General features: G+C 65.1%; 22 protein-coding genes. 7 read left to right on the top strand and 15 right to left on the bottom strand.

Annotation, left to right across the window (positions count from 1 at the left end; translation table 11 throughout):
* Positions 1-9: 9 nt before the first annotated feature.
* Positions 10-1,323, bottom strand: a complete 1,314-nt coding sequence (locus tag IR187_RS03330; protein WP_228765510.1) for an alkaline phosphatase PhoX — start codon at positions 1,321-1,323, stop codon at positions 10-12.
* A 182-nt stretch (positions 1,324-1,505) separates the two neighbouring features.
* Between IR187_RS03330 and IR187_RS03325 the strand changes: the two genes are divergently transcribed.
* Positions 1,506-2,636 (top strand): CaiB/BaiF CoA transferase family protein, encoded by a 1,131-nt coding sequence (locus tag IR187_RS03325; protein ID WP_194953295.1) that lies wholly within the window; start codon positions 1,506-1,508, stop codon positions 2,634-2,636.
* Positions 2,637-2,738: 102 nt separating this feature from the next.
* On the opposite strand, the gene IR187_RS03320 is transcribed toward IR187_RS03325, so the two are convergent.
* Positions 2,739-3,434 carry an acyl-CoA dehydrogenase family protein gene (locus IR187_RS03320; RefSeq protein WP_194953294.1) on the bottom strand — a complete coding sequence of 232 codons (696 nt, stop codon included), beginning with the start codon at positions 3,432-3,434 and terminating at the stop codon, positions 2,739-2,741.
* Positions 3,431-4,570, bottom strand: a complete 1,140-nt coding sequence (locus IR187_RS03315) for an acyl-CoA dehydrogenase family protein (protein ID WP_194953293.1) — start codon at positions 4,568-4,570, stop codon at positions 3,431-3,433. The genes IR187_RS03320 and IR187_RS03315 overlap by 4 nt, the downstream gene beginning before the upstream one ends.
* Before the next feature lie 50 nt (positions 4,571-4,620).
* Here IR187_RS03315 and IR187_RS03310 point away from each other — a divergent pair, with 50 nt between their 5' ends.
* Together IR187_RS03310 and IR187_RS03305 are read left to right on the top strand one after the other, a co-directional pair.
* Positions 4,621-5,424, top strand: a complete 804-nt coding sequence (locus IR187_RS03310; protein ID WP_194953292.1) for a crotonase/enoyl-CoA hydratase family protein — start codon at positions 4,621-4,623, stop codon at positions 5,422-5,424.
* Positions 5,421-6,206 carry a tyrosine-protein phosphatase gene (locus IR187_RS03305; protein WP_228765509.1) on the top strand — a complete coding sequence of 262 codons (786 nt, stop codon included), beginning with the start codon at positions 5,421-5,423 and terminating at the stop codon, positions 6,204-6,206. The genes IR187_RS03310 and IR187_RS03305 overlap by 4 nt, the downstream gene beginning before the upstream one ends.
* Positions 6,207-6,306: 100 nt before the next feature.
* Here the strand turns inward: IR187_RS03305 and IR187_RS03300 are convergent, their stop codons facing one another.
* From IR187_RS03300 to IR187_RS03280, 5 genes are all read right to left on the bottom strand, one after another.
* A complete protein-coding gene (locus IR187_RS03300; RefSeq protein WP_194953418.1) occupies positions 6,307-7,632 on the bottom strand; it encodes a Xaa-Pro dipeptidase in 1,326 nt (441 codons plus the stop codon).
* Positions 7,633-7,745: 113 nt separating this feature from the next.
* Complete coding sequence (locus IR187_RS03295; protein WP_228765526.1) at positions 7,746-8,372, bottom strand: phosphatase PAP2 family protein; 627 nt, start codon at positions 8,370-8,372, stop codon at positions 7,746-7,748.
* A gap of 22 nt (positions 8,373-8,394) precedes the next feature.
* Positions 8,395-8,976: a hypothetical protein gene (locus IR187_RS03290; RefSeq protein ID WP_194953290.1), complete on the bottom strand. Its 582-nt coding sequence runs from the start codon at positions 8,974-8,976 to the stop codon at positions 8,395-8,397.
* Between the two features lie 27 nt (positions 8,977-9,003).
* Positions 9,004-10,401 carry a dihydrolipoyl dehydrogenase gene (gene lpdA, locus IR187_RS03285; RefSeq protein WP_194953289.1) on the bottom strand — a complete coding sequence of 466 codons (1,398 nt, stop codon included), beginning with the start codon at positions 10,399-10,401 and terminating at the stop codon, positions 9,004-9,006.
* Between the two features lie 218 nt (positions 10,402-10,619).
* A complete protein-coding gene (locus IR187_RS03280; protein ID WP_194953288.1) occupies positions 10,620-11,951 on the bottom strand; it encodes a pyruvate dehydrogenase complex dihydrolipoamide acetyltransferase in 1,332 nt (443 codons plus the stop codon).
* Positions 11,952-12,108: 157 nt separating this feature from the next.
* On the opposite strand from IR187_RS03280, the gene IR187_RS03275 reads away from it, so the two are divergent.
* Entirely contained in the window at positions 12,109-12,564 is a 456-nt protein-coding gene (locus IR187_RS03275) for a universal stress protein (protein WP_194953287.1), read from the top strand.
* A gap of 2 nt (positions 12,565-12,566) precedes the next feature.
* On the opposite strand, the gene IR187_RS03270 is transcribed toward IR187_RS03275, so the two are convergent.
* Positions 12,567-12,959, bottom strand: a complete 393-nt coding sequence (locus IR187_RS03270) for a hypothetical protein (RefSeq protein ID WP_194953286.1) — start codon at positions 12,957-12,959, stop codon at positions 12,567-12,569.
* 118 nt (positions 12,960-13,077) lie between these two features.
* Between IR187_RS03270 and IR187_RS03265 the strand changes: the two genes are divergently transcribed.
* On the top strand, positions 13,078-13,863 hold the full coding sequence (locus IR187_RS03265; protein WP_194953285.1) for a helix-turn-helix domain-containing protein: 786 nt from the start codon (positions 13,078-13,080) through the stop codon (positions 13,861-13,863).
* A 92-nt stretch (positions 13,864-13,955) separates the two neighbouring features.
* On the opposite strand, the gene IR187_RS03260 is transcribed toward IR187_RS03265, so the two are convergent.
* The 6 genes from IR187_RS03260 to phaR form a co-directional block, all read right to left on the bottom strand.
* Complete coding sequence (locus IR187_RS03260) at positions 13,956-16,259, bottom strand: ribonuclease R family protein (protein ID WP_194953284.1); 2,304 nt, start codon at positions 16,257-16,259, stop codon at positions 13,956-13,958.
* 62 nt (positions 16,260-16,321) lie between these two features.
* Complete coding sequence (locus IR187_RS03255; RefSeq protein WP_194953283.1) at positions 16,322-16,804, bottom strand: hypothetical protein; 483 nt, start codon at positions 16,802-16,804, stop codon at positions 16,322-16,324.
* A gap of 10 nt (positions 16,805-16,814) precedes the next feature.
* Positions 16,815-17,165: a DUF6152 family protein gene (locus IR187_RS03250; RefSeq protein WP_194953282.1), complete on the bottom strand. Its 351-nt coding sequence runs from the start codon at positions 17,163-17,165 to the stop codon at positions 16,815-16,817.
* Positions 17,166-17,254: 89 nt separating this feature from the next.
* Positions 17,255-17,731 (bottom strand): GNAT family N-acetyltransferase, encoded by a 477-nt coding sequence (locus IR187_RS03245; RefSeq protein ID WP_194953281.1) that lies wholly within the window; start codon positions 17,729-17,731, stop codon positions 17,255-17,257.
* A gap of 8 nt (positions 17,732-17,739) precedes the next feature.
* Positions 17,740-19,266 (bottom strand): aminoacyl--tRNA ligase-related protein, encoded by a 1,527-nt coding sequence (locus IR187_RS03240; protein WP_194953280.1) that lies wholly within the window; start codon positions 19,264-19,266, stop codon positions 17,740-17,742.
* A gap of 43 nt (positions 19,267-19,309) precedes the next feature.
* Positions 19,310-19,846 carry a polyhydroxyalkanoate synthesis repressor PhaR gene (phaR, locus tag IR187_RS03235; RefSeq protein ID WP_194953279.1) on the bottom strand — a complete coding sequence of 179 codons (537 nt, stop codon included), beginning with the start codon at positions 19,844-19,846 and terminating at the stop codon, positions 19,310-19,312.
* A 305-nt stretch (positions 19,847-20,151) separates the two neighbouring features.
* Here phaR and IR187_RS03230 point away from each other — a divergent pair, with 305 nt between their 5' ends.
* Both IR187_RS03230 and IR187_RS03225 read left to right on the top strand, forming a co-directional pair.
* On the top strand, positions 20,152-23,454 hold the full coding sequence (locus tag IR187_RS03230; protein ID WP_194953278.1) for a TonB-dependent receptor domain-containing protein: 3,303 nt from the start codon (positions 20,152-20,154) through the stop codon (positions 23,452-23,454).
* A gap of 670 nt (positions 23,455-24,124) precedes the next feature.
* On the top strand, positions 24,125-24,741 hold a 617-nt coding region (locus tag IR187_RS03225; protein ID WP_194953417.1), incomplete at its 3' end, for a TonB-dependent receptor plug domain-containing protein.

Below are 24,741 nucleotides of genomic sequence, written 5' to 3'. Positions count from 1 at the left end.
CGCGTCGGATCAGAACGGGCCGCGGATCGCCAGCGTCTTGGTCGGGCTGTACAGGTTGACGAACATCGTCTTGCCGTCGGGGGCGAAACACACCCCCGCCGGCTCGGCCTGCGTCCGGATCCGGGCAAAGGCATAAACCTCGCCATAGGGAGTGACCCCGCGCAGATGATTGTCGACGGTATCGCCATATTGATCCTCGCAGACGATCAGATGGCCGTTCGGCGCGACGGTCAGATTGTCGCCAAAGCTGTATTGCCGCGGATCGGTCGATTCCAGGAACAGCTGGATGCGGCCGGGCGCCCCCTTTTCGCGCGACCTGCCTTCGTGGCGCGACGGGCGATAGCGCATGATCTGCCCCTGTTTTGCGCGGCCGCCCGACGTGCAGGTGAAATACAGCTCGTTGTCGCCCCAATGCACCCCCTCGCCGCGCGCAAAGACCGCCGCACCCTTCTTGGCGCCGCGGGTCCGCAGGTCGTCGAGCGGGCTTTCGGGGTCGTCGAGGTCGATCCAGCGCACGAACTGCCAGCTTCCCGGCGCCCATTTTGCGCCGTTCCAGTTGCGGCTGTCGCGCAGCCATTTGTCGTCGAACGCCAGCGCCTGCAAGCGCCCGCCCTTGTGCAGCGAACCCGCATCGTCGGGCAGAAAGCGATAGAACAGGCTGTCGTCGCGGTCCTCGGTCATATAGACGATGCCGGTGCGCGGATCGACCGCCGCCGCCTCGCGCATGAAGCGCCCCATTGCCTTCAGCGGTTCGGCCTTGACCAGCTTGCCGGCGTCCGCAGGCACGTCGAACATCCAGCCGTGCGGCTTGCCGACGCCCTGCGCCGGCCCGTCGACGCTTTCCTCGCAGCTCAGCCAACTGCCCCACGGTGTCACCCCGCCCGCGCAATTGCGGATCGTGCCGAGCAGGCTCAGATATTGCTGCTCGACCGCCAGCGTGTCGGGGTCGAGCACCAGCGTCGTCGTCCCGCCCGGAATCGCAGCCCCGCCGATCGTGTCGAACGTGCCCTCGGGCACCGCCGCCCCCGCGGCGAGCGGACCGTCGGCCAGATGCCGCGGCTGCAATTCATGATTGCGGACCAGCGCGATGCGACCGCCGTCGAGCTTGATGCAGCCCATGCCGTCGGCGCGGTCGGGAACGCGCAGCCCGTCGCTCATCGTGTCGCCCAGTTGCGAGACGACGCGGTAGGAAAAACCGGGCGGCAGGTCGATCAACCCGGCCGGGTCGCTCTCCAACGGACCATAGCCGGGATCGATCGCCATCATCCCGCCCGCGACCGCGCGGCTTTGCACCGCAAGGCCGGTGAAAGCGAGGGCGGTCATGGCAAATCGGCGACGGTCAAGCATGGTTATGACTCCGCGAATCCAGCGTTACGGCGTCCGATACGGGGCGTTTGTGACAGGCGTACTGCACCGCTGTGGCATGCTTTGCCACGATCCGCATCGAGCTTGCCGGGCCTTCGCGGCCGCGGCAACAGCATCTGACAATCAGGGAGAACACAGACATGGCCGGACCGCTCAAGGGTATCCGCATCATCGAATTCGCCGGGATCGGGCCTGGCCCCTTTTGCGGCATGATGCTCGCCGACCATGGCGCCGAGGTGATCCGCATCGACCGCCCCGGCGGCTTCATGGACCCGCGCGACCCGCTCAGCCGCAACCGCACCTCGATCGCGCTCGACATGAAAAACCCCGACGCGGTGCGGATCGCGCGCGACCTGTGCAAAAACGCCGACGGCATCATCGAGGGCTATCGCCCCGGCGTGATGGAACGTCTTGGGCTCGGTCCCGACGTGCTGCTCGCCGACAATCCGCGGCTGATCTACGGCCGGATGACCGGTTGGGGGCAGTATGGGCCTTACGCGCAGTCGGCGGGCCACGACATCAACTATATCGCGCTCTCGGGCGTCCTCCACGGCATCGGGCGCGCGGGCGAGAAACCGGTGCCGCCGGTCAATTATGTCGGCGATTTCGGCGGCGGCGGGATGATGCTGGCGTTCGGCATGGCGAGCGCGCTGGTCCACGCCGCGCGCACGGGTGAAGGTCAGGTGATCGACTGCGCAATGACCGATGGCTCGGCGCTGCTCGCGGGGATGACGTGGGGGTTCAAGGCGCTGGGACGGCTGAAGGACGAAGCGGGCGTCAACATGCTCGACGGCGCGGCGCATTTCTATGACAGCTATGCCTGCGCCGACGGCAAGTTCATCTCGATCGGGTCGATCGAGCCGCAATTTTATGCGCTGCTGCGCGAAAAGACCGGCCTCGCCGACGATCCCGATTTCGACGCGCAGCTCGATCCGTCGCAATGGCCACTGCTGAAGGCCAAGCTGACGGCGTTGTTCAAGACCAAGACGCGCGACGAATGGTGCGCAATCATGGAGATGACCGACGTCTGCTTCGCGCCGATCCTGTCGCTGGCCGAAGCGCCGATGCATCCGCACAATGTAGCGCGCGAGACGTTTCTGGAGGTCGGCGGCGCGATCCAGCCCGCTCCCGCGCCGCGCTATTCGGCGACGGTCACTGACACCCCGCGTCCGGCTCCCGTGGTCGGCGGTGACGGGGATTCTGTGTTGGCGGGGCTTGGCTATGACGCCGGCAAGATTGCGGCGCTGCGCGAAGGCGGCGCGGTGCGCTAGAAAATCGTCATTGCGAGCGAAGCGAAGCAATCCAGAGCCGCGTAAGACCGCCCTGGATTGCTTCGCTTCGCTCGCAATGACGACGGTTTTCGAGCAGGTCGATCACCGCGCGGTCATCGCTCCCCACAGCCCCTGCCCGCCAAGCCCGGCCACCTGCCGCCCCAGCCGCGCCGCCCAATAAGCATCATTTCCATGCTCGCCGCGCCAGCGCATCAGCGGGATCGTCACGCGGTTGAGGTCATATTCGCGGGTAAAGCCGATCGCGCCATGCACCTGATGCGCGATTGCGGTGACGACCCCGACCGCCCGATTGGCGCGCAGCTTCGCCGCAGCCATCTCAAAATCCGCCGCAGCGGGATCAAGACCCACCGCATCGAGTCGCGCCGCCAATGCCGCCGCCGCCGCCTCGACCGCGCGCACTTCGCACGCCATCACCGCCAGCGATTGCTGCACCGCCTGAAACTTGCCCAGCGGCCGCCCGAATTGCTGGCGGGTGCTCACATGCTCGATCGACAGCGCCAGCGCCTGCCCCATCGCGCCCGCCATCAGGCTGACAGTGGCGGCAGGCAGCAGAGCGTCGCTCACCATCGACTCGGCTACCGGCAGGCCCGGAACCGTGACACCCGCGATCTGCAGCACGGCATTCACGTCTTCCCAGTCGCCGCCAAAACCGCCCTCGGCCTCCGGCACCAGCAACAGCGCGAAGCCGGCTTCCTCGACGGGCGCCATCCCCGCGGTGGCCGCCTCGGCGAACACCGCGCGCGCGGTGTCGCACAGCATTGCGCGCGCCGCGCTCATCGCAGGCCCAATCCGCGCGCGATGATCCCGCGGATCACCTCGCGCGTCCCGCCGCGTAGCGAAAAGCTGGGCGATGCGATCAGCAGCGCGCGCAGCAAGCGGCCGAGATCACTTGGATCGTCCCATGGACCATCGACGATCGCCTGCACCCGGCGCGGCATATCCTGTTCGAACGCATTGCCGAGTTCCTTGACCACCGACGCCTCGACCATCGGATCCTCGCCCGCCGCCAATTTCGCCGCCGTCGACATCGACAATTGCCGCAGCGTCCACATCTCGGCGGTCAGCTCGCCGACCAGCACCGCCACCGCCGGGCCAGGATCGGCGCCCGCTGCATCGATCAGCGCCGCAAGCAACGCGTGGCTCGACAGATAGCGTTCCGGCCCCGACCGTTCGAGGCCGAGTTCGGCGGTGACCTGTTGCCACCCCTGCCCGCGCGTCCCGACCAGCGCACCATGCGGCACCAGCACATCGTCGAAAAACACCTCGTTGAAGTCATGGTGCCCCGCCATGTCGATGATCGGGCGGATCGTGATGCCAGGCGTATCGAGGTCGATGAGCAACTGGCTCAATCCCGCGTTGCGCTCGCTGCCCTCCTCGGTGCGGACGAGCGCGAGCATGATGTGCGAGAAATGGGCGCCGGTGGTCCAGATCTTCTGGCCATTGATCCGCCAGCCTTCGGCGGTTTCGCGCGCGCTCGTTCGCACCGCGGCCAGGTCGGACCCCGCTCCCGGCTCGGACAGGCCGATGCAGGCATAAAGCTCGCCGCGCGCAATCCCCGGCAGATAGCGTTCACGCTGCTCCTCGCTACCGTAGCGCACGATCAACGGTCCCGTCTGCCGGTCGGCGATCCAGTGCGCGCCGACCGGGGCTCCCGCCGCGAGCAGTTCCTCGATCACCACATAGCGTTCCAGCGGATGCCGATCACCGCCGCCATAGCGGATCGGTAAGGTCATCCCGACATAGCCCGCAGCACCAAGCGCGCGACTGAAATCTGCATCGAAGCTTGCCCAGCAATTGGCGCGCGCGACGATGTCGCGCTGCGGTTGATTCACCGCAAGCCATGCCCGCAATTCGGCGCGCAGTGCGCCGATGTCGCCGGGTGGATCGAAGGGATAGAGCGCAAAGCCTTGCATGTCGGCCCAGCCATGCAATAGCTTTTCCCGAGCAGCAAAAGGATTTTCACATGGGCGAGTTTTTGAGTGTCGAGCGGCGGGGCAAGATCGCGATCCTGACCATGATCAAGCCCGAGAGCATGAACGCGATCGGCACCCACGAAGACTGCCAGGACATCATCGACACGCTCCGCACCCTTGGCGACGACCGCGGCGTCAGCGCGATCATTCTGACGGGCAGCGGCAAGGCGTTCAGCGCCGGCGGCAACCTCAAAGGCATGCAGGACCGCACCGGCATCGGCGTGCTCGACCAGCCCGACTCCACGCGCGCCAATTATCGCAAAGGCGTGCAGGCGGTGATCCGCGCGCTCATGGACTGCGAAGTGCCGATGATCGCCGCAGTCAATGGCCACGCCATCGGTCTTGGCGCCGACCTTGCCTGCACCTGCGACATCCGCATCGCCGCCGAAAGCGCCAAATTCGCGTGCAGTTTCATCAAGGTCGGCATCGTCCCCGGCGACGGCGGCGCCTGGCTGCTGCAAAAGATTCTCGGCTATCCGCGCGCCGCCGAACTGTTCCTGACCGGCGACCGCTTTGACGCGCGCCAGGCAAAGGAATATGGTCTGGTGACGGAGGTCGTCCCCGACGCGGAACTGCTCGATCGCGCCGTCGCGATTGCCGAACGGATCGTGTGCAATCCGCCGCGCGCGCTGCGCCTGACCAAAAGGTTGCTGCGCGAGGCGCAGCATAGCCGGATGAGCGACATTTTGGAGCTCAGCGCCGCCTATCAGGCGATCGTGCACGAAACGGCCGACAATCGCGAGGCGATCAACGCCTTTGTCGAAAAGCGCCCGCCGGTGTTTACAGGAGAATGACCATGATTGCCGAGCGCGTCCTGCCCCTGTCCGGCATCCACAATTTCCGCGATTACGGCGGCTATGCGGTCGAGGGCGGCGGGCGGCTCCGCGACGGGATGCTGTGGCGCTCGGCGCACCATGAAGCGGCTACCGACGAGGATCTGGCGGCGCTCGACGCGCTCGGCCTCGAAACCATCGTCGACCTGCGCGGCGACGACGAGCGGGAGATGCACCCGTGCCGCCGCAGCGAGAATTTCTCGGCGCGCGTGCTGTTCGCGGGCGGGGTGACGGCAGGGCTTGCGCCGCATCTTCAGGCGGCGGGCGGGACGATCGACGTCGAGACGGCGCGGGCGCGGATGATCGATACCTATGCCGGCATGCCGTACCGCCCCGCGCTGGTCGCGACGCTGCGCCTCTATCTCGCCGCGCTCGCCGAATATGACGCGCCCAGCCTTGTCCACTGCGTCGCGGGCAAGGACCGCACCGGCTTTGCCGTCGCGATCGTCCACCGGCTGCTTGGCGTCCATGAGGACGATCTGATGCACGATTATCTCCTCACCAACACCGCGGGCAAGATCGAGGAACGGATCGCGCAGGGCGCGGCGCATATCCGCGCGCGCTATGGCGCCGAGATTCATGACGACGCGATCCGCGCGCTGATGTCGGTCAACCCCGCCTATCTCGACGCCGCCCTCGCCACCGTGCGCCGCGATCATGGCGATGTGCCAAGCTATGCCGAAGCGGTGCTGAACTTCACGCCCGACATGCGTGAGGCGTTGGTCGATCGGTTGGTCGTCTGACTTATTTTGTCATTGCGAGGAGCCGAAGGCGACGCAGCAATCCAGAGTAGCGCAAGGCCGCTTCTGGATTGTTTCGCTTCGCTCGCAATGACGAGGGGGGTTACTCCCCCTTCACCAGCACCCCGCCCTTGACCACCGCATCGACGCTTTCCAGCTCGCGCACATTGGCCAGCGGATCGCCATCGACTGCCACGATGTCGGCATAACGCCCCACCGCAATCGCGCCGACGTCCTTTTCGCGTCCCAGCGCTTCGGCGGCGTTCTTCGTCGCCGCCTGGATCGCCTGCATTGGCGTCATTCCATATTCGACCATGACACGGAACTGGCCGCCGACCTGACCGTGCGGCATCACCCCGGCGTCGGACGCGAACACCATCCGCACCCCGGCGCGGTGCGCCTTGCGGAAATTGTCGCGCTGGATCTGCGCGATCTCGCGGTCCTTGCGCAGATTATCCTCGAGCACGCCGTTCTTCGCGCCCTCGGCCTGCGTATATTCGGTGTTGAAGATGTCCATCGCGAACCACACCGGCTGCTTGCGCGCCACCGCCATGCGGATGCCCTCGTCATCGACCAGGCTCGCATGCTCGATCGTGTCGACGCCCGCCGCAATCGCGGCGCGGATGCCCGCCCCGCCGTGCGCGTGCGCCGCGACGCGCAGCCCCCATTGATGCGCTTCGTCGGCGATCGCGCGCAGTTCGTTCTCGGGTACTTGCAATTGGCCCGGCTCGGTGTTGCGCGAGAACACGCCGCCGGTGGCGCAGACCTTGATCACCTCGGCGCCATATTTGCGCTGGCGGCGCACCTGATAACGCAGCTCGTCGGGCGTATCGCCGATCCCTTCCTCCTTGCCGTCCTTCTTCTCGAGGCTCGGTGGCAAGAAGGTGCTGTCGCAATGCCCGCCGGTTGCGCCAAGCGCATAGCCCGCCGGCACGATCCGCGGCCCGACGGCATAACCCGCGTCGATCGCCTGCTTCAGCCCGATGTCGTTGCGGTCGCCCGATCCGACGTTGCGCACGGTGGTGAACCCGGCGTCGAGCATGTCGCGCGCGTTCTTGACCGCGGTCATGCCCCAGAAGCTGTCGGTGAACTCCAGCCCGCGATAGCCCCCGATGTCGGCGGGTCCGTCGAGGTGGACGTGCATGTCGATCAGCCCGGGCAGCAGCGTCTTTTGCCCCAGGTCGATATGCTGGACGTCGCTGCCCCAGCGCACCGTCCGCGCGTCGGCGATATTGGTGATGCGGCCATCGGGACCGACGAAGATCGCCGGAAACTCGACCGTCCTGCCGCTCAGCACGTCGATGTAGCGCGCGGCGGTGATGACCGTCTGGCCGGCACCGTCCTGCGCCTGCGCCGGAACCGCCAGAGCCGCCGTCGCCGCCAACGCGATTCCCCGCGGAAATGCGCCGAACTTCACTCGTGATTGCATCATCGTCCCGCCCGTTGTTGCTGCCCGAGTCGGGTGATGCCAAAACAAAAAAAGGTAGGACAGCGAAAAATGGCGCGTGGCGGAAAACTGCGCCTTTCGCGGCTAATTCGCTGTCACCGGATCGCGCCCCGCTCGCGGTGAAGCGCCACCCACCACGCGCCGAGCAAGGCAAAGGCCGTGCCCAGCAACGTCCCGCCGACAATGTCGCTCGCCCAATGCACCCCCAGCATCATCCGCGACAGCGCGTTGAGCAGGATCATCGTCCCGGCCAATGCCCACGCCCACGGCCGCCAGCGCGGCGGCGCCAGCCAGGCGAGCAGCAGGTACACGACCGCCGCGCTCGTCGCATGGCCACTCGGATAGGCAAAGCTCGATTGCTGGTCCAGATGCTCGATCAGGTCGGGGCGCGGATGGCTGAACCCGCGCTTGAGCAGGCTCGACACCAGATTGGCGACCAGCGACGCCCCGCCCAGCGCCACCGCGCAGCGCGGCCCGCACCAGTGCCACACCAGCCCGCTCAGCAGGATGACGATGACCCAGCGCGGAATGCCGCCGCCGATCCAGCTTACCGCCTGCATGAACCTCACCAGCGCCGGATCGACCGCCTCGACGCGCAGCGCGAGCGCGGCGGAAACCGCCCGGTCGATGCCTTCGGTCCATCCCGCGCCGACCGCAAAGCCCAGCAGGATCATCGCCACCAGCATCAGCGCCGCCATCGTCGGCGCCTGCCGTCCCGTCATACTCACCGGCCCGTCTCCCTTGTCATACCGCCGCCGACCGGCGCCATGCGTCCAGCTGTCCGGCAAAGCGCCGCAATTGATCGACCCCGCCCTCGACGTCATTGTCAAGCAATCGCACCTCGCCGTCGCCGTCCGCGCTGCGGTAGCGAAGGTACAGCCCGTGCCGCAAACGCGCGCCGATCCGCGCCGCTCCGCCGCCACCCTCGCCGGGCAGGCGATCGGCGCGATCGACGATCATCTCCGCAATATCGCTGACGAGCACCGGGCTCGCCGCGCCATAGCTACCATGAAGGTGCAGCGCATGGCCCTCGATCCGCGCCGCAACGCCGCCGCGCACGACACGCAAGCCGAACCGCCCGACATAGAACAGGCTGGCGCTGCCCAGCAGCAAGAGGAACGGGATTTGCAGCGGCCCGAGCACGCCGTTGTCGCGCGGGGCTGGCGCAGGAAACTCCATGCCCGGCAGTCCGATGGTCGGCGGCGGCGCAACGCGCTCGGCATGTTCGAACCACGCCAGGGCGAGCGCCGCAGCGGCGAATAGCGCGAACAGCAGCGCCTTGCGCAGGTTACCCGCGCGCGAGAAATACAGGGTCGACGGGTTCACGCCGCGGTGCCGGATCGCGGAGCGCGATCAGATATGCAGCGGCCGCCCGAACGCCGCCAGCACCCCCTCGTGCATCGTCTCGCTCAATGTCGGATGCGGGAAGACGGTGCCGATGAAATCATCCTCGACCAGCTCGGCGGTCTTGCCGATCGTGTAGCCCTGGATCAGTTCGGTGACCTCGGCGCCGATCATGTGCGCGCCGAGCAGCTCTCCGGTCTTGGCGTCGAACACCGTCTTGGTGAAGCCCTCGGCCTCGCCCAGCGCAATCGCCTTGCCGTTGCCGATGAAAGGGAAGGTTCCGGCCTTGACCTCGTAACCCAGTTCCTTGGCCTTTGCTTCGGTCAGGCCGACACTGGCGATCTGCGGGCGGCAATAGGTGCAGCCGGGGATGTTACGCGGGTCCATCGCGTGCGGATGATTGCCCGCGATCGCCTCGACCGAAATCACCGATTCGTGCATCGCCTTGTGCGCAAGCCACGGCGGCGCGGTGACGTCGCCGATCGCCCATATGCCGGGGACATTGGTGCGGCACATCGCGTCGGTGTCGATATGGCCCTTGGTCGTCTTTACGCCGAGCGCTTCGAGGCCAATATTCTCCGTGTTCGGAACGATACCGATCGCGACGATCGCGTGGCTGAATTCGGCAGATTCGGTCTTGCCGTCCTTGGTCTTGATCTTCGCGGTGACGCCGCTCGCGGTTGCCTTAAGTTCTTCGACCCCGGCGCCGGTGAAGATCGTCATGCCCTGCTTCTTGAGCTGCTTTTCGAGGAAGGCCGAGACATCGGCATCCTCGACGGGAACCAGACGGTCGAGCATCTCGACCACCGTCACTTCGGCACCCATGTCGCTGTAGAAGCTCGCGAATTCGATCCCGATAGCGCCCGACCCGATGACGAGCAATTTCTTCGGCATTTCGGGCGGGACGAGCGCGTGGCGATAGGTCCAGATGCGCTTGCCGTCGGCGGGCGCGAACGGCAGGTCGCGCGCGCGGGCGCCGGTCGCGACGATGATATTCTTGGCAGTCAGGGTTTCAGTTTTACCGTCGTTCGTGACCGTCAGCTTCCCCGGACTCGCGAGCTTGCCCTCGCCCATATGGACGCTGATCTTGTGCTTCTTCATCAGGAAGGCGACGCCCTGGCTCAGCTGTTTCGCGACGCCGCGGCTGCGCTTTACCACCGCGTCGATGTCGGCGCTGATCTGCTGCGCGATCAGGCCGTAGTCGCCCGCGTGCTGCATATAATGATAGATTTCGGCCGAGCGCAGCAGCGCCTTGGTCGGGATGCACCCCCAGTTGAGGCAGATGCCGCCGAGATTCTCGCGCTCGACAATCGCGGTTTTCAGGCCAAGCTGCGCCGCGCGGATGGCGGCGACATAGCCGCCGGGGCCCGAGCCGAGCACGATGAGGTCGTAGTTTGTGTCAGCCATCTACTTCTTATCCTTTAGGGATTCTTTGTACGCCCTCACTTCGTCGTTCGTCCGAAACCAATTGGAAGAGCGTTGATTTAACAGCTTTCGAGTCTGCTTTAGGTTTTCGTCAAGCACATCTCGATCTTGACGAGCGGCATCGGCCGCGATTTCACTGCTTACGTCTGGCAATCCCTTAGGGAGTTTCGTCTTCGACCAATCAATCTTAGCCATCGAAACTACGCCACCAACCCCAACGGGCTTTCCACCAGTTCTTTGAACGTCTTCATCAGCAGCGCGCCGTCGGCGCCATCAATCGCGCGGTGGTCGAAGCTGCCGGTCGCCGACATGACCGTGGCGATCGCCAGCGCGTCGTCGACGACATAGGGGCGCTTCTCGCCCGCGCCGATCGCCATGATCATCGCCTGCGGGGGGTTGATCACCGCGGTGAATTGCTTGATCCCCATCATTCCCATGTTCGAGATGCTGGCGGTGCCGCCCTGATATTCCTCGGGCTTCAGCTTGCCTTCCTTGGCGCGGCCCGCAAGTTCGGCCATTTCGGTCGAGATTTTCGACAGCGACTTGGCCCCCGCATCGGTGATGATCGGAGTGATCAGCCCGCCCGGAATGCTGACCGCGACCGAGATGTCGGCGCGGCTGTATTTGCGCATCACATCGCCGCCGAAGCTGACGTTGCACGACGGCACACGTTCGAGCGCGACCGCGAGCGCCTTGATCAGCATGTCGTTGACGCTGAGCTTGACCCCGCGGCTTTCGAGGCTGGCATTGAACTCGCCGCGCAGCTTCAGCAGCGCGTCGAGGCGGATGTCGACGGTCAGGTAGATGTGCGGAGCTTCCTGCATCGACTGGCTCAGACGGCGCGCGATCGTCTTGCGCATCCCCGACAGTTTCTCGTCCTCGTGCGGGATGCCGAAATCGGGGATCGGGTCGGCGGCTGCGGGCGCGGCAGCCGAAGCAGGTGCAGGCGCGGCCGGCGCCGACGCGGCCGCGGGTGCAGCAGCACCCTTCGGAGCGCTTTCGAGGTCGGCCTTGACGATGCGGCCGCCCGGGCCGGTGCCGGTCAGGGCTTTAAGGTCGATGCCTTGTTCGGCGGCGAGGCGTTTTGCGAGCGGGCTGGCTTTGATCCTGTCTCCCTTCTCCGTTTGTCCTGAGCTTGTCGAAGGACCGTCCTTCTTCGCTTCTGCTGCAGAAGCGGAGGACGGCGCTTCGACAGGCTCAGCGCGAACGGGTTGAGAGGTAGGCGCCTCTTCCTTCGCAGCCGTAGCCGGTGCGGCGGCGACCGGCGCCGCCTTCGCGCCAGCATTCTCACCCTCGCCCGTAATCACCGCAATCACGGTGCCGACCTTCACCCCGTCGGTGCCCTCGGCGACCAGGATCTGGCTGACCACACCCTCGTCGATCGCTTCGAACTCCATCGTCGCCTTGTCGGTCTCGATCTCGGCGAGCAGGTCGCCCGACTTGACCTCGTCGCCCTCCTTCACCAGCCATTTGGCGAGCGTGCCCTCCTCCATCGTCGGCGAGAGCGCGGGCATCTTGAGTTCGATTGGCATGTCTGGACGTGTCCCTGTCAGTCTTGCAGGCCGCGCCTGCCGCTACGGATTCTTCCTCGCCATAAGCCGCGCGCCGGTCAAGGTCCAGCGGGGCAAACTTGCCTTTCATACGAATGTGACGCAGTCTCCACCGACAAAAGCACAGGGGGTCGGGGCGATGCGGACATATCTGGTGGTGATTGACGACAGCCCGGAATCGTCGCTGGCGCTGCGCTTTGCCGCGCGCCGCGCCGGACGCACGGGCGGCGGACTGATCGTGCTGGCGATCATCGCCCCGCAGGATTTTGTTGCGTTCGGCGGCGTTCAGGCGACAATCGAGGCCGAAGCGCGCGAACATGCCGAGGAACTGGTGGCGGCGGCGGCCGAGGCGGTGGTGCAGGAAAGCGGCATCACGCCGCAAACGCTGATCCGCTCGGGCAAGCCCGCCGAAGTGGTGCGCGAGGTGATCGGCACCAACGATGAAATCGCGGCGCTGGTGCTGGCAACGGCGGCCTCGGGCGCGCCCGGGCCGCTCGTCGCGCATTTCACCGGGCATGATGCGGGCACACTGCCCTGTCCGGTGATGATCGTGCCGGGCGCGATCGATCTCGCCCGGCTCGATGCCCTGAGCTGAGCTCAGGCGGCCGCAGCGGCCACCGGCGCGCCCGCGGCCTTCCATTCGAGGATGGCAAAGGCCAGCACGCCGAGCGCCTGCGCGGTGACGATGGCGATGCCGAGCCCGGTCATCTGCCCGGCAAAGGCGGCGATGACGCCAAAGCTCGCCGCGACCCAGCCCAGATTGCCGATCGCGATCAGCTTGACGAGGGCGGCGCCCGGTACTGCCTGCCGTGCGGCGACGATCATCAGCAGCGCCGCGGCGAGGCAGATCCAGCCCCCGATCGCGACGACCCCGGCGGGCAGGCCCAGCAGCGCCCCGACGGGCTCGGCGGCCAGCAGCCCGATGGCGAAAACACCGCCACAGGTGACGGCATCGGCGACGAGAATGGCCTTCAGATTGCGGATCGACATAGTGATTCTCCTTTCGACCCGCCCCGATTGAACCCGAAAGCGAATGGCGTCGATTACGCCGCAGGTAATGGAAAAGCCGAAGGCCGGGGTATAGCTCTCCGGACAAAGGAGACAGGCCATGACCCCCGCACCCGTTGGCGAACAGCTGCGCGAATGGCGCGTCCGGCGCCGGATGAGCCAGATGGACCTGGCGCTCGATACCGCGATTTCGACCCGGCATTTAAGCTTTATCGAAACGGGACGCTCGCGGCCGAGCGCACTGATGCTCCAGCGCATCGCCGATTGCCTGGAGGTGCCGAATCGCGCGCGCAACGCGATGCTGCTCGCCGCCGGCTATGCCCCCGATTACCGCGAACGCGACCTCGATAGCCCCGAAATGGCGGGCATGAAGGCGATCGTCGAGCATGTGCTGAAGGGCCACGAGCCCTATCCGGCGCTCGCTGTCGACCGCCACTGGAACATGGTCGTCGCCAACGGCGCGGTCGCGCTGCTGACACAACTCGCGGCGCCCGAACTGCTTGTACCGCCCGTCAATGTGCTCCGCGTCGCGCTGCATCCCGACGGGCTGGCCACCCACATCGCCAATCTGGGCGAATGGCGCGCGCACCTGCTCGAACGGCTCGATCACCAGATCGACGCGAGCGCCGATGCGGGGCTGATCCAGCTACGGGCGGAACTCGCCGGATATGGCGACGGTGCGACCCGGCACGAGGGCAGCGCCGCAAACGGGATCGCTGTGCCGCTGGTCCTCGACACGCCGCTGGGCCAGATCCGGTTCGTGTCGACCATGACGATCTTTGGTACCCCCGTCGATATCACCCTGTCCGAACTCGCGATCGAGGCGTTTTTTCCGGCGGATGCGGAAAGCGCGGGGCTGTTGCGGGAAATGGCTGGGCAACAATAAGGTCGTCATTGCGAGTGTAGCGAAGCAATCCAGTGCGGTTTACGCAGGCTCTGGATTGCCGCGTCCCTTCGCTCCTCGCAATGACGGGATGATCAGCGCTTCCGCCCCTTATGCTTGATATTCGCCGGCCGCCCGCGTTTGCCGGCCATATGCTTGCCCGCCTTCTTGACCCCGTCGCGGCGCGGCGGACGATTGCCAAAACCGCCTTCGGGCGCGTCGGGCAGTTCAAAGCGCAGCGCGCCGCTCACCGGATTGGCTTCCATCAGCCGCAGGTCGATCCGCTGGCCCACCCCATAGCTGACGCGGCCATGCTCGCTGTCGAGCGTCCGCGCCGCCTCGTCGCAAAAGAACCGCTCGCTGCCCAGCGTCGACACCGGCACCAGCCCGTCGCCGCCCAAGCCATCGACCGTCGCGAAAAAACCGAACGGCTGCACCCCCGTAATCCGCGCCGCCACGATCTCGCCGGTCTTGGTTGCCAGATAGGCGGCGACATAGCGATCGACCGTCTCGCGCTCGGCCTCCATCGCGCGGCGTTCCAATGCGCTGATCGCCTCGCCGATGCGCGACAGCCCCTTGGCGTCGGCTTCGCCGAGCCCGGTACGTGCCGGCAGGTTCTTCGGCTTGCCCGGTACTTCGAGCTTGTAACTGTCGACCAGCGCGCGGTGGACGATCAGGTCGGCGTAGCGGCGGATCGGCGAAGTGAAATGTGCATAGCTGCCGAGCGCGAGGCCGAAATGGCCCGCGTTGGCGGGGCCATAATAGGCCTGCGTCTGGCTGCGCAGAATCGCCTGCATGATCTCGGGCAGCCGGTCGTCTTCGGAAAAGCCGTCGATCAGCCGGTTGAACACCGCGGGCGTGATGACCTGCCCCAGCGCGAAACTCTGTTCGAAGGTTTCGAGATAGTCCTTCAGGCTGACCAGCTTCTCGCGACTCGGCGGCTCGTGGATGCGGTACATCACCGGCGATTTCTTTGCCTCGAGCGCTTTTGCCGCCGCGACATTCGCCGCGATCATATAATCCTCGATCAGCCGCATCGAATCGAGCCGCTCGCGGACGCGAATCTCGGCAATGCCGCCCTGTTCGTCGAGGATCACCTGCCGCTCGGGCAGATCGAGGTCGAGCGGCGCGCGCGCCGCCCGGGCCTTGGCGAGCAGCGCCCAGCACGCCCACAGGTTGCGGAGCGTCGCGAGAACATCGGCATCCCAGTCATCGCGCGCTTCTTCGGCGTCATAGGCCGCCTGCGCATGTTCATAGGCGATATTCGCGCGCAGCCGAACCAGCGCCCTTGCGAAGCGCCATGACGTCACTTTACCATGTCTGTCGATCACCAGATGGCACGCCATCGCGGCACGGTCCTGCCCGGCTTTCAGCGAGCAGACCCCCGCGGACAGGGTTTCGGGCAGCATCGGCACGACCCGGTCGGGGAAGTAGACGCTGTTGCCGCGCCGCCGCGCTTCCCGATCGAGCGCGCCGTCGGGGCGGACATAATAGCTGACATCGGCGATCGCGACGATCGCGCGGAATCCCCCCTTGTTCGCCGGATCGTCATCGCGCGCCGCCCACACCGCGTCGTCATGGTCGCGCGCGTCGATCGGATCGATCGCGACGATCGGGACGTCGCGCAAATCCTCGCGCCCGTCGGGGGTCAGCGGCAGTTTCGCGGCGCGTTCGGCCTCTTCGATCACCTCGTCGCCGAAGACATGCGGAATATCATGGCGGGCGATCGCGATCATGCTCAGCGACTTCGGCGCGAAGGGGTCGCCGATGCGGTCGATCACCTTGGCCCTGGTCGCGGGGCCGCGGCCGGTCAGTTCAGCGCGCACCAGATCGTCGATACCGGCGTCGCCCTTGTCGGCCACCGCAAAATCGAACCGCGCGCGCTTGTCCGCCGAACGCAGCCAAACCATCGGCTTGCCGCCCGGTCCCATTTCCTCGACCAGCACCCCGATCACCGTTTCGGCGCTCGCCGCCAGCCGCTTCATCGGGTGCGCGACATGGCCGCTACCGCGCTCTTCGGTGCGCGCCAAGATGCGGTCGCCGACGCCCAGCGCGCCCCTTCGCCCCTGCTCCATCACCCGCAGCCGCGGCGGCGGCGCGGTTCCTTCCCACCGGTCGGGGACCGCCCAGACGCTGCTGCCCTCGATCGCCGCGACGCGCAGCACCGTCACCCGCGGCAGCCCGCCATGCTTGTGAAACGCGCGCCCCGGCGCCAGATCGACCAGCCCCTCGTCGGTCATGTCCTTGAGCAGCGCCTTGAGCGCGATCTTGTCGTTGCCGTGCAACGCAAAATGCTTGGCAATCTCGCGCTTGCCGACGGGCTGATCGGACGCGGTAATGAAATCGATGATTTGCTGACTGCTGGGCAGGCCGGGCGAGCTGGACGGACGGTTTTTCATGTCCCGGCGGCTATAGGCGCACCCGCCCATATTGCCAAACGACCCCCGGGGCGGGCGGAAGGTCAGGCATAGGCGATCCAGCGCCCCAGCGCGCCGGCGCTCAGCCACAGCAGCAACGACAGTGCCGCCATGGCGCGCGCGGCCACAGGTACGCTACCCGTCCACCCCGCCTGCCGGTCGCGCCAAAGGACGCGAAACGCCACCGCATTCGCCAGCGCCGCGCCGATCAGCACGAGCTTGCGCAAAAAAATGTCCGACCTCGCCAACGCTGTACCGTCGGCCGCGAATAAAATCGCGCCGCTGCCCACCATCAGGATCAGGCCGCCGACCGCGACCGGGGTCAAGGCGCGCGACAGCGCGTCAATCGGCAGGCTCGGCCACGCCCCGACGATCCGCAGGTCAACAATGCCGATCCCGCCAACCAGCATCACCAGCCCCAACAGGTGCAAGGTGTTCACGACAGGATAGACCAGCGACGATCCGCGCGCCCATGGCCCTATCCCGACGGCATCGAGCCAGGCGGCGGCAGTCAACAGCGGTTCCACGCCGCCTTTCTCAGCGCAGCTCGACCGTCTTTTTGCCGATCATGATCCGTTCGATCCGCATTTCGGGGGTGCCGTCGCGCCGGACATAGCCGGTCAGGCGGATGCGCTTGCCCGGCTCGACCTCGGCGCGCGTCAATCCGCGCGCTTCCATGCGGCCGGTCGGCGCCAGGATTACGTCCCACGTCTTGCCCTTCCAGCGCATCTTGGCGGCGCCGTGGGGGTTGCCCCACGACAGTTCGGCAAAGGTGCCGTTCAACGTCACGGGCTTGCTTTCGTCATACGACGACCAGCCATGGTGTGCGGCAACGGGAACCGCGGTGGCGGCGAACGCGGCCGCCGCAACCAGCATGGGAAAACGCATCGCGAGCCTCCTTCTGCCCCTCTGCGTTCAGGCTAGGAGGAGGACGACGTCGATGCAAGGCGCACGCGCCGGAGCTGCGCAAATCCCGATCAGCCGAGCGACCGGCGCAGGAAAACCGTGCCAGCCACCGGCGTATCGTAATAGGGCGCCGTGGGCTCGAACCCTTCGGCGCGGTACAGCTTCTGCGCCGCCGTCATCGAGGCGAGCGTATCGAGCCGCATTTCGCGATAGCCCAGCGCCTGCGCATCGGCGAGCAAGCGCCGGACCATCAAGCGCCCGAGCCCCTGCCCCCGTCCCGCCGGTGCAACGAAAAGGCGCTTCATCTCGCAGACATCCTCGTCCAGCGGCCGGCACGCGACGCACCCCAGCGGCACTCCGTCGATATCGCTGGCAAGCAGCAGTAGTCCGCGCGGCGCGGCATAATGACCAGGCAACCCGGCCAGCTCCGCCTCGAAATCCTGATACGCCAGATCGACGTCGAGCGACGCCGCATAGGCGCGAAACAGCGATGCGACGACCGCGAGATCGACATCGCTTTCGGCGCGGGAAATCGTTATCTCCGCCACCGCAGACCTCAATAGGTCCGCCCGATCAGCACGCGCTCGACCGCAGGTTCGCCGGTAAATATGCAGCTGCCGTTGGCGGGCGCGGCGTCCATCGGCGTGTTGCGCATCGTCAGCTTCAGCGCCTTCAACTGCTCGACGATCTTGTCGAGCGCGGCGCCGGTCGGGCGCGACCATTGCACTTCGGCCCAGCCGACGAATTTGTCCTCCCCCTTGAAATGCGCGGCCAGGTCGGTGACGTCGCGGCGGATGTTGGCATCAAGCCGCTGTTTCGCTTCGGCATGAAGACTCGCCTGAATGCCCTCGAGCGTCGCCACCGCGTCGGCGACAAAATCGCCCTTCGCGATGAACGCCGAATTGAGCTTGCCGTCGTCCTTGTACAGCCGGTCGCGGCGGATCACCGCGACATTGCCGCCCGCGACGTCGCGCGGGCCGACCTCGACGATGATCGGCGCGCCCTTCTTGACCCAGCCCCAGCGTTTCGTCTGCGCCTTCGCGCCGCCGGTATCGAGCAGTACGCGCACCGGTTCGCGAAACGCATCGAGCGCCTTCAGCTGGGCCTCAAGGTCGCGGCAATAGTCGAGGATCGCGCAATCCTCCTCATTGTCGCGCAGCATCGGAACGATGACGATCTGGTGCGGCGCTATGCGCGGCGGGCAGCGCAGCCCGTCGTCGTCGCCGTGCGTCATGATGACGCCGCCGATCATCCGCGTCGACACGCCCCAACTGGTCGTGTGACAGAGCGTGTGACCGCCGTCCTTGTCCTGATAGCGAATCCCCGCGGCTTCGGCGAACCCGGTGCCGAGATAATGCGACGTGCCGGCTTGCAGCGCCTTGCCGTCCTGCATCATCGCCTCGATCGAATAGGTGGCGACCGCGCCGGGAAACCGCTCGTTCTCGGGCTTTTCTCCGGCGACGACGGGCATCGCCAGCACGTCCTCGGCAAAGGCGCGGTACATTTCGAGCGCGCGCAAGGTTTCGGCCATCGCGTCGTCCTTGTCGGCGTGCGCGGTATGCCCTTCCTGCCACAGAAATTCGCTGGTGCGCAGGAACATACGGGTGCGCATTTCCCAACGCACGACATTCGCCCACTGGTTGACTTTCAGCGGCAGGTCGCGCCAGCTTTGCACCCAGCGGCTCATCGCGGCGCCGATCACCGTTTCCGACGTCGGGCGGACGATCAGCGGTTCCTCCAGCTTCGCCTCGGGATCGGGAACCAGCTTGCCCTTGCCGTCGCCGATCAACCGGTGATGGGTGACGACCGCCATTTCCTTCGCGAAACCATCGACATGGTCGGCTTCCTTTTCAAAGAAGCTCAAGGGTATGAACAGCGGGAAGTAGCAATTCTGGACCCCGGCGTCCTTGATCGCCGCGTCCATCACCGCCTGGATGCGTTCCCAGATGCCGTAGCCCCACGGCTTGATCACCATGCAGCCGCGCACGCCCGACTCCTCGGCCAGGTCGGCCTCGGCAATCACATCCTGATACCAGGCCGCGAAGTCGGCCTGCCGGGTTACGCTCAGCGCATGTTTGACCATGTGTCTCGATTTTCCGTGTTTACGGGCGCGGTCGCGCCGGTCGTCATTTCTTCGCCAACTCGGCCTTGAGGTCGGCGATCTCGGCTTTCAGCGCCGCAATCTCGGCATCCTTGGCTTTGGTCGTACCCGCGCCGGGGATGAAGGCGCCCGCGGCCTGCTGGAATATCTCCATATTGCGGCGCGCCATTTCCGCCAGCGGGTTGGTGCCCAGCGCCCCTTCGAACGCCGCGCGGACGTCCTGCTGGTTCTTGCGGAACGCCGCCATCGACGCTTCCAGATATTGCGGGACCATCGATTGCATCTTATCGCCGTACATGCCGATCAGGTGGCGCAGGAAATTGACCGGCAACAGCGTCTCGCCGCGCGTTTCAGTGTCCATGATGATCTGCGTCAGCACATTGTGCGTGATATCGTCGCCGCTCTTGGCGTCGACAACGCGAAACTCGCGCCCGTCGCGCACCATCGCCCCCAGATCCTCCAGCGTGATGTAACAGCTGCGTTCAGTGTCGTAGAGCCGCCGGTTGGCGTATTTCTTGATCGTGACGACGCCATCGTCCGCCGCCGCTTTGGACTTCGCCATCGTAACGCTTGCTCCTGGTGGGCGTCCGGCGAGCGGACATCGCCGCCCTGCGCCAAAAATAACCGCGCCGGTCCTAGCATCAATTCATGACGCACCGCAACATGGCGCAGTCGACGGCAGCAAAACGAAGCGCGATAGCCAAAAAATCGCTAGTGATCCCGTTCGCCGCGCGACCGCCACGCGGCGGCGCCAATGTGTACTAGTACCGAATACACGCCCTCCCGGGCTTGTGCCATTTGGGCATTTTGTCAATTTAGTGACGAACCTGATCCGGCGTTCGCTGGACAGCAAACCGGGGAAATTAGATGAAAAAAACACGCCTGCTGGTCCGGGGCTCTGCCCTGACCGTCGCTCTGTTCAGCGCCATGCCTGCGGTCGCGCAGACCGAGACGGTTGCGGCGGACGAAGAATCGGCCACCGAAGCTGCGGCATCGGGCACGATCGTGGTCACCGGATCGCGCATCCGCCGTCCGAATCTCGTTTCGACCGTGCCGATTACCTCGATCACGGGCGACAGCGTGTTTCAGGGCGGTGAAGTCAATATCGCCGAAACGCTGAACGATCTGCCGCAGCTGCGCAGCACCTTTGCACAGCAGAACCCCGGCCTCGGCATCGGCATCGCCGGCCTCAACCTCCTCGATCTGCGCGGCCTCGGCACGCAGCGGACGCTGGTTCTCGTCAACGGTCGCCGTCACGTCCCCGCCGACATCCTCAACAATGCGGTGTCGCCCGACGTCAACACCATCCCGAACGACCTGATCGAACGCGTCGATATCGTCACCGGCGGCAACTCCGCCATCTACGGCTCCGACGCCATCGCCGGCGTCGTCAACTTCGTCCTGCGCCGTGACTATCAGGGCGTCCAGCTCCGCGCCCAGGCCGGCATCACCGAAGAAGGCTTTGGTGGCAACCAATATGTCTCGGGCATGGTCGGCAAAAACTTCGCAGACGGCCGCGGCAACATCACCCTCCACGGCGAATATTCGCGCTCCGACCGTATCTTTGGTTCCGACGTACCCTGGTTCCGCAGCAATGACGGACTTCTCGTCGTCGATGTCGATCCGGCAGGGCTGCCGAACAACAGCGACGGCTTCCCGGATCGCAGCTTCTTCCGTGATATTCGTTCGGCGAGTATTCACGTGCATGGATTGGTGCCAATTACGCAGCGCGTCGGTGCCGGACAATGCGGCACCGGTATCGGGTCGACCAACGGCGCGCCAACCCCGACGGGCAATCCCTACAATTGCACCTATATATTCACGCCCGAAGGCCGCCTGGTTCCGCAGACCGGCACCCGCGTCGGCCAGGGCATCATCGGCGGCATTGTCGGCGGCAACGGCCAGACCGGCCGCGAAGGCAAGCTGCTCTCGGTCCAGCCGTTCCTGGAACGCTACAACTTCAACCTGCTGTCGCGCTATGAATTCAGCGCGGCCGCAGAGGTATTTGTCGAAGCCAAGTGGAACCGGGTCAACGCGCTTGGCAACAATGCCGGTCCGTCGTTCAACCAAGGGACGCGCGGCACAGGTGACTTTCGTGAACGGGTTCGCCTCGACAACCCCTTCTTGAACCCGGCCGATCGCGCCACGCTGACCAATCTGATCCTGGCATCCAACTGCAACACCGACTTGCAGGTATCCTGCCCCGCCCAAACCAACATCGGCACGGCCGATGCGCCGGTGTTCATTGTGGGCAATCTGACGGACGCCCAGCGTGCGCAGGTGATCGCCGGCACCTACCGCTTCGTCAACGCACGTTCGCTGTCGGATGTGGGCCTTCGCGACGAGCGATTCCAGCGCGACACCTACCGGATCGTTGCCGGTTTGCGCGGCAGCTTCTGGGACGACTGGAACTACGAGATTTCCGTCAACTACGGCAAGTTCCGCGAAAATATCACCACCAACGGCTTCATCGACCGCCAACGCTTCTCGCTTGCGATGGATGCTGGCCGCAACCCGGTAACCGGTCAGATCCAGTGCCGTTCGCAGTTTGATCCGGCAGCCGCTCTGCCCAGCCAACGTGGCGAAACCGGATCGCTCGCCGCCCGCAACCTGGCACGGCTTGCTGCCGACATCGCAGCCTGCGTTCCCTACAATCCGTTTGGTGCGCCGGATAACAGCGCGTCGGTCAACTATTTCGCACGGACATTCACAGCCAGCTCGGGTCTTGAACAGCTGATCTTCTCGGGCTTTGTCGGTGGTGACACCAGCGGATTTCTGACGCTGCCGGGCGGTCCGGTCAGCTTTGCACTCGGTGCGGAATATCGCCGCGAAAAAGCTTTTTACGAACAAGATCCTTTCGTAACCGACGGTTTCACTAACGGCGTGTCAATCCCCAGCTTCCGTCCGGATCCGTTCGAGGTAAAGGAGCTATTCGGCGAAGCCCGCATCCCGTTGCTCCGCGACGCCCCATTTGCGGAAGAACTCACGGTGAGCGGTGCAGCGCGCGTTGCCGACTACGGCTCGGGCGCCGGGACGGTCTGGTCTTACAACGCGGGTCTCGATTGGGCGCCACTCCGCGATATTCGTTTCCGCGGCAACTATGGTCGCGCCGTCCGTGCGCCCAACGTCTCGGAAACCGCATTCCCGTTGGTTCCCAACTTTGCACCGGGCTTTATCGATCCGTGCAGCCCTGGCGGCCTTGCCCAGGGATCGGCGACGCGGGCCGCCAACTGCCTGGCAGATCTTGGACCGGCGTTGTTGGCCGGCCTGCCGTCGCGCGCCTACTCGCTCCCTGTGATCAGCGGCAGCAATACCGCGCTGCAGGCGGAAAAGTCGGATTCATGGACGGTCGGGGCCGTTATCCAGCCACGCTTCCTTCCGGGCTTTTCGCTGTCAATCGACTGGTATGATATCACGGTGAAAAATGTCATCGTCCAGCCGACCGCACAGGTGATCGCCAACAGCTGCTATGACTCGGCGACGCTCGACAACCAGTTTTGCCGCCAGTTTACGCGTTGGCGCGGTCCGGGCCTCGGCCCTGGCGCTGGGGCTTCCCCGGAAAATCCGGGCGAAATCCTGAACAACTCGCTTGTTCAACAGCCTCTCAACTTCGCGAGCCGCAAGCGCGAGGGCATTGATGCGAACATGAACTACCGCATCACTCTGGATGACAAGACCACGCTGAACACCAACCTGATTTACACTCACAATCTGAAAATCAGCAACTTCCAGGATCCGGCCGATCCGCGGTTTGAAAACCGGCTTCTGGGCGAAGTCGGGGATCCCAAGGACGAGTTTCGTCTGGACGTCGATCTGTCGCATGGCCCGTTCACGCTGGGCTATCGCATGCGCTACATCGGCGGTGCCTACATCAGCACCTATGAGGATCAGAACAGCCTCAACGGTTTGCCGCCGGCAAATGCCGACTTCGCCGACATCCTGCGCGTTCCCGCGGTATCCTATCATGATCTGCGGTTTGAATGGAACCTGAGCACCGGCCGCGGACCGTCGGATGACCTGAAATTCTACTTCGGCGTCGACAATCTGTTCGACAAACTGCCGCCGCTTGGCTCGACGGCTACCGGCCTCGGTCCGGGAGGGGTCGGCACCGCGGCAATCTACGATTTCCGTGGTCGAAGCTATTATGCCGGGGTGCGCGCCCGTTTTTGAAGATGATCGAGGGCGCAGGCTTCGCCGTCGCCCTCGTTCGCCGACGTTAGTGCGTCCGACTGCTGTCGTCAGATTCTGCCAAGGAAGGAAGCCCGGGTGATCGCCTGGGCTTCTTTCTTGGGTGCGCAACCGAACAATGACGATTGCGACGGCACGGCGACGGGAAAGCGCGCCTGAACCTCGGTTGCCGATTGATAAGTCAGGCTGAATTGCTGATTTCGGCTTTACGGCGCGATCGCGCTCACGGGTGCTGGTGCGGGTGGCGCCGATGATATGATGTTGATTCGGCGTCGGCCTGCATCATCCGCAGATACCGCTTGTCGAACTGCCCTGTCGCAGGTCAGGCTGACGAATGGCGCCCAACGGCGTGATTTCCTCACGCCCTTTTGGCCAAGGGCAATTTGCGGTCGCGGTTTTTCGGTTTGACGAACATTTCTTACATGACAGGGGCCCCCTGCATCGCATGACGCAGCGCTCTGATAATTTTCTTACTTTTGCGCCGTTCAGCACCGGCCCCGATGACTGTTGCCGAAATGGCACAGCTTCGCCGCTTTGCGGTCAATTATGAAAAAAACTGTCACACGGGGGTTGTACTAGTACACTTTTCTGGTCTTTCTTACCGGCAATCCGTTCACTTCACCCTTTTGAACGGCAACCGGGGAAACATATTATGAAGAAGACTAGCCTGCTGGTCCGGGGCTCTGCCCTGACCGTCGCTCTGTTCGGCGCCATGCCTGCGGTCGCGCAGACCGAGACGGTTGCGGCGGACGAAGAATCGGCCACCGAAGCTGCGGCATCGGGCACGATCGTGGTCACCGGATCGCGCATCCGCCGTCCGAATCTCGAATCGACGGTGCCGATCACCTCGATCGCGGGCGAGAGCTTCCTGAAACAGGGCCAGACCAATATCGGCGACACGCTGAACGATCTGCCGCAGCTGCGCAGCACCTTTGCACAGCAGAACCCCGGCCTCGGCATCGGTATCGCCGGCCTCAACCTCCTCGATCTGCGCGGCCTCGGCACGCAGCGGACGCTGGTTCTCGTCAACGGTCGCCGTCACGTCCCCGCCGACATCCTCAACAATGCGGTGTCACCCGACGTCAACACCATCCCGAACGACCTGATCGAACGCGTCGACATCGTCACCGGCGGCAACTCTGCCATCTACGGCTCCGACGCCATCGCCGGCGTCGTCAACTTCGTCCTGCGCCGTGACTATCAGGGCGTCCAGCTCCGCGCCCAGGCCGGCATCACCGAAGAAGGCTTTGGTGGCAACCAATATGTCTC

The sequence above is a fragment of the Sphingopyxis solisilvae genome (genome assembly GCF_015475875.1).
In the GTDB taxonomy this organism is placed as follows: domain Bacteria; phylum Pseudomonadota; class Alphaproteobacteria; order Sphingomonadales; family Sphingomonadaceae; genus Sphingopyxis; species Sphingopyxis solisilvae.
Note: the sequence above shows the minus strand (reverse complement) of the source record. Positions and strands in the feature narration are given on the sequence as shown.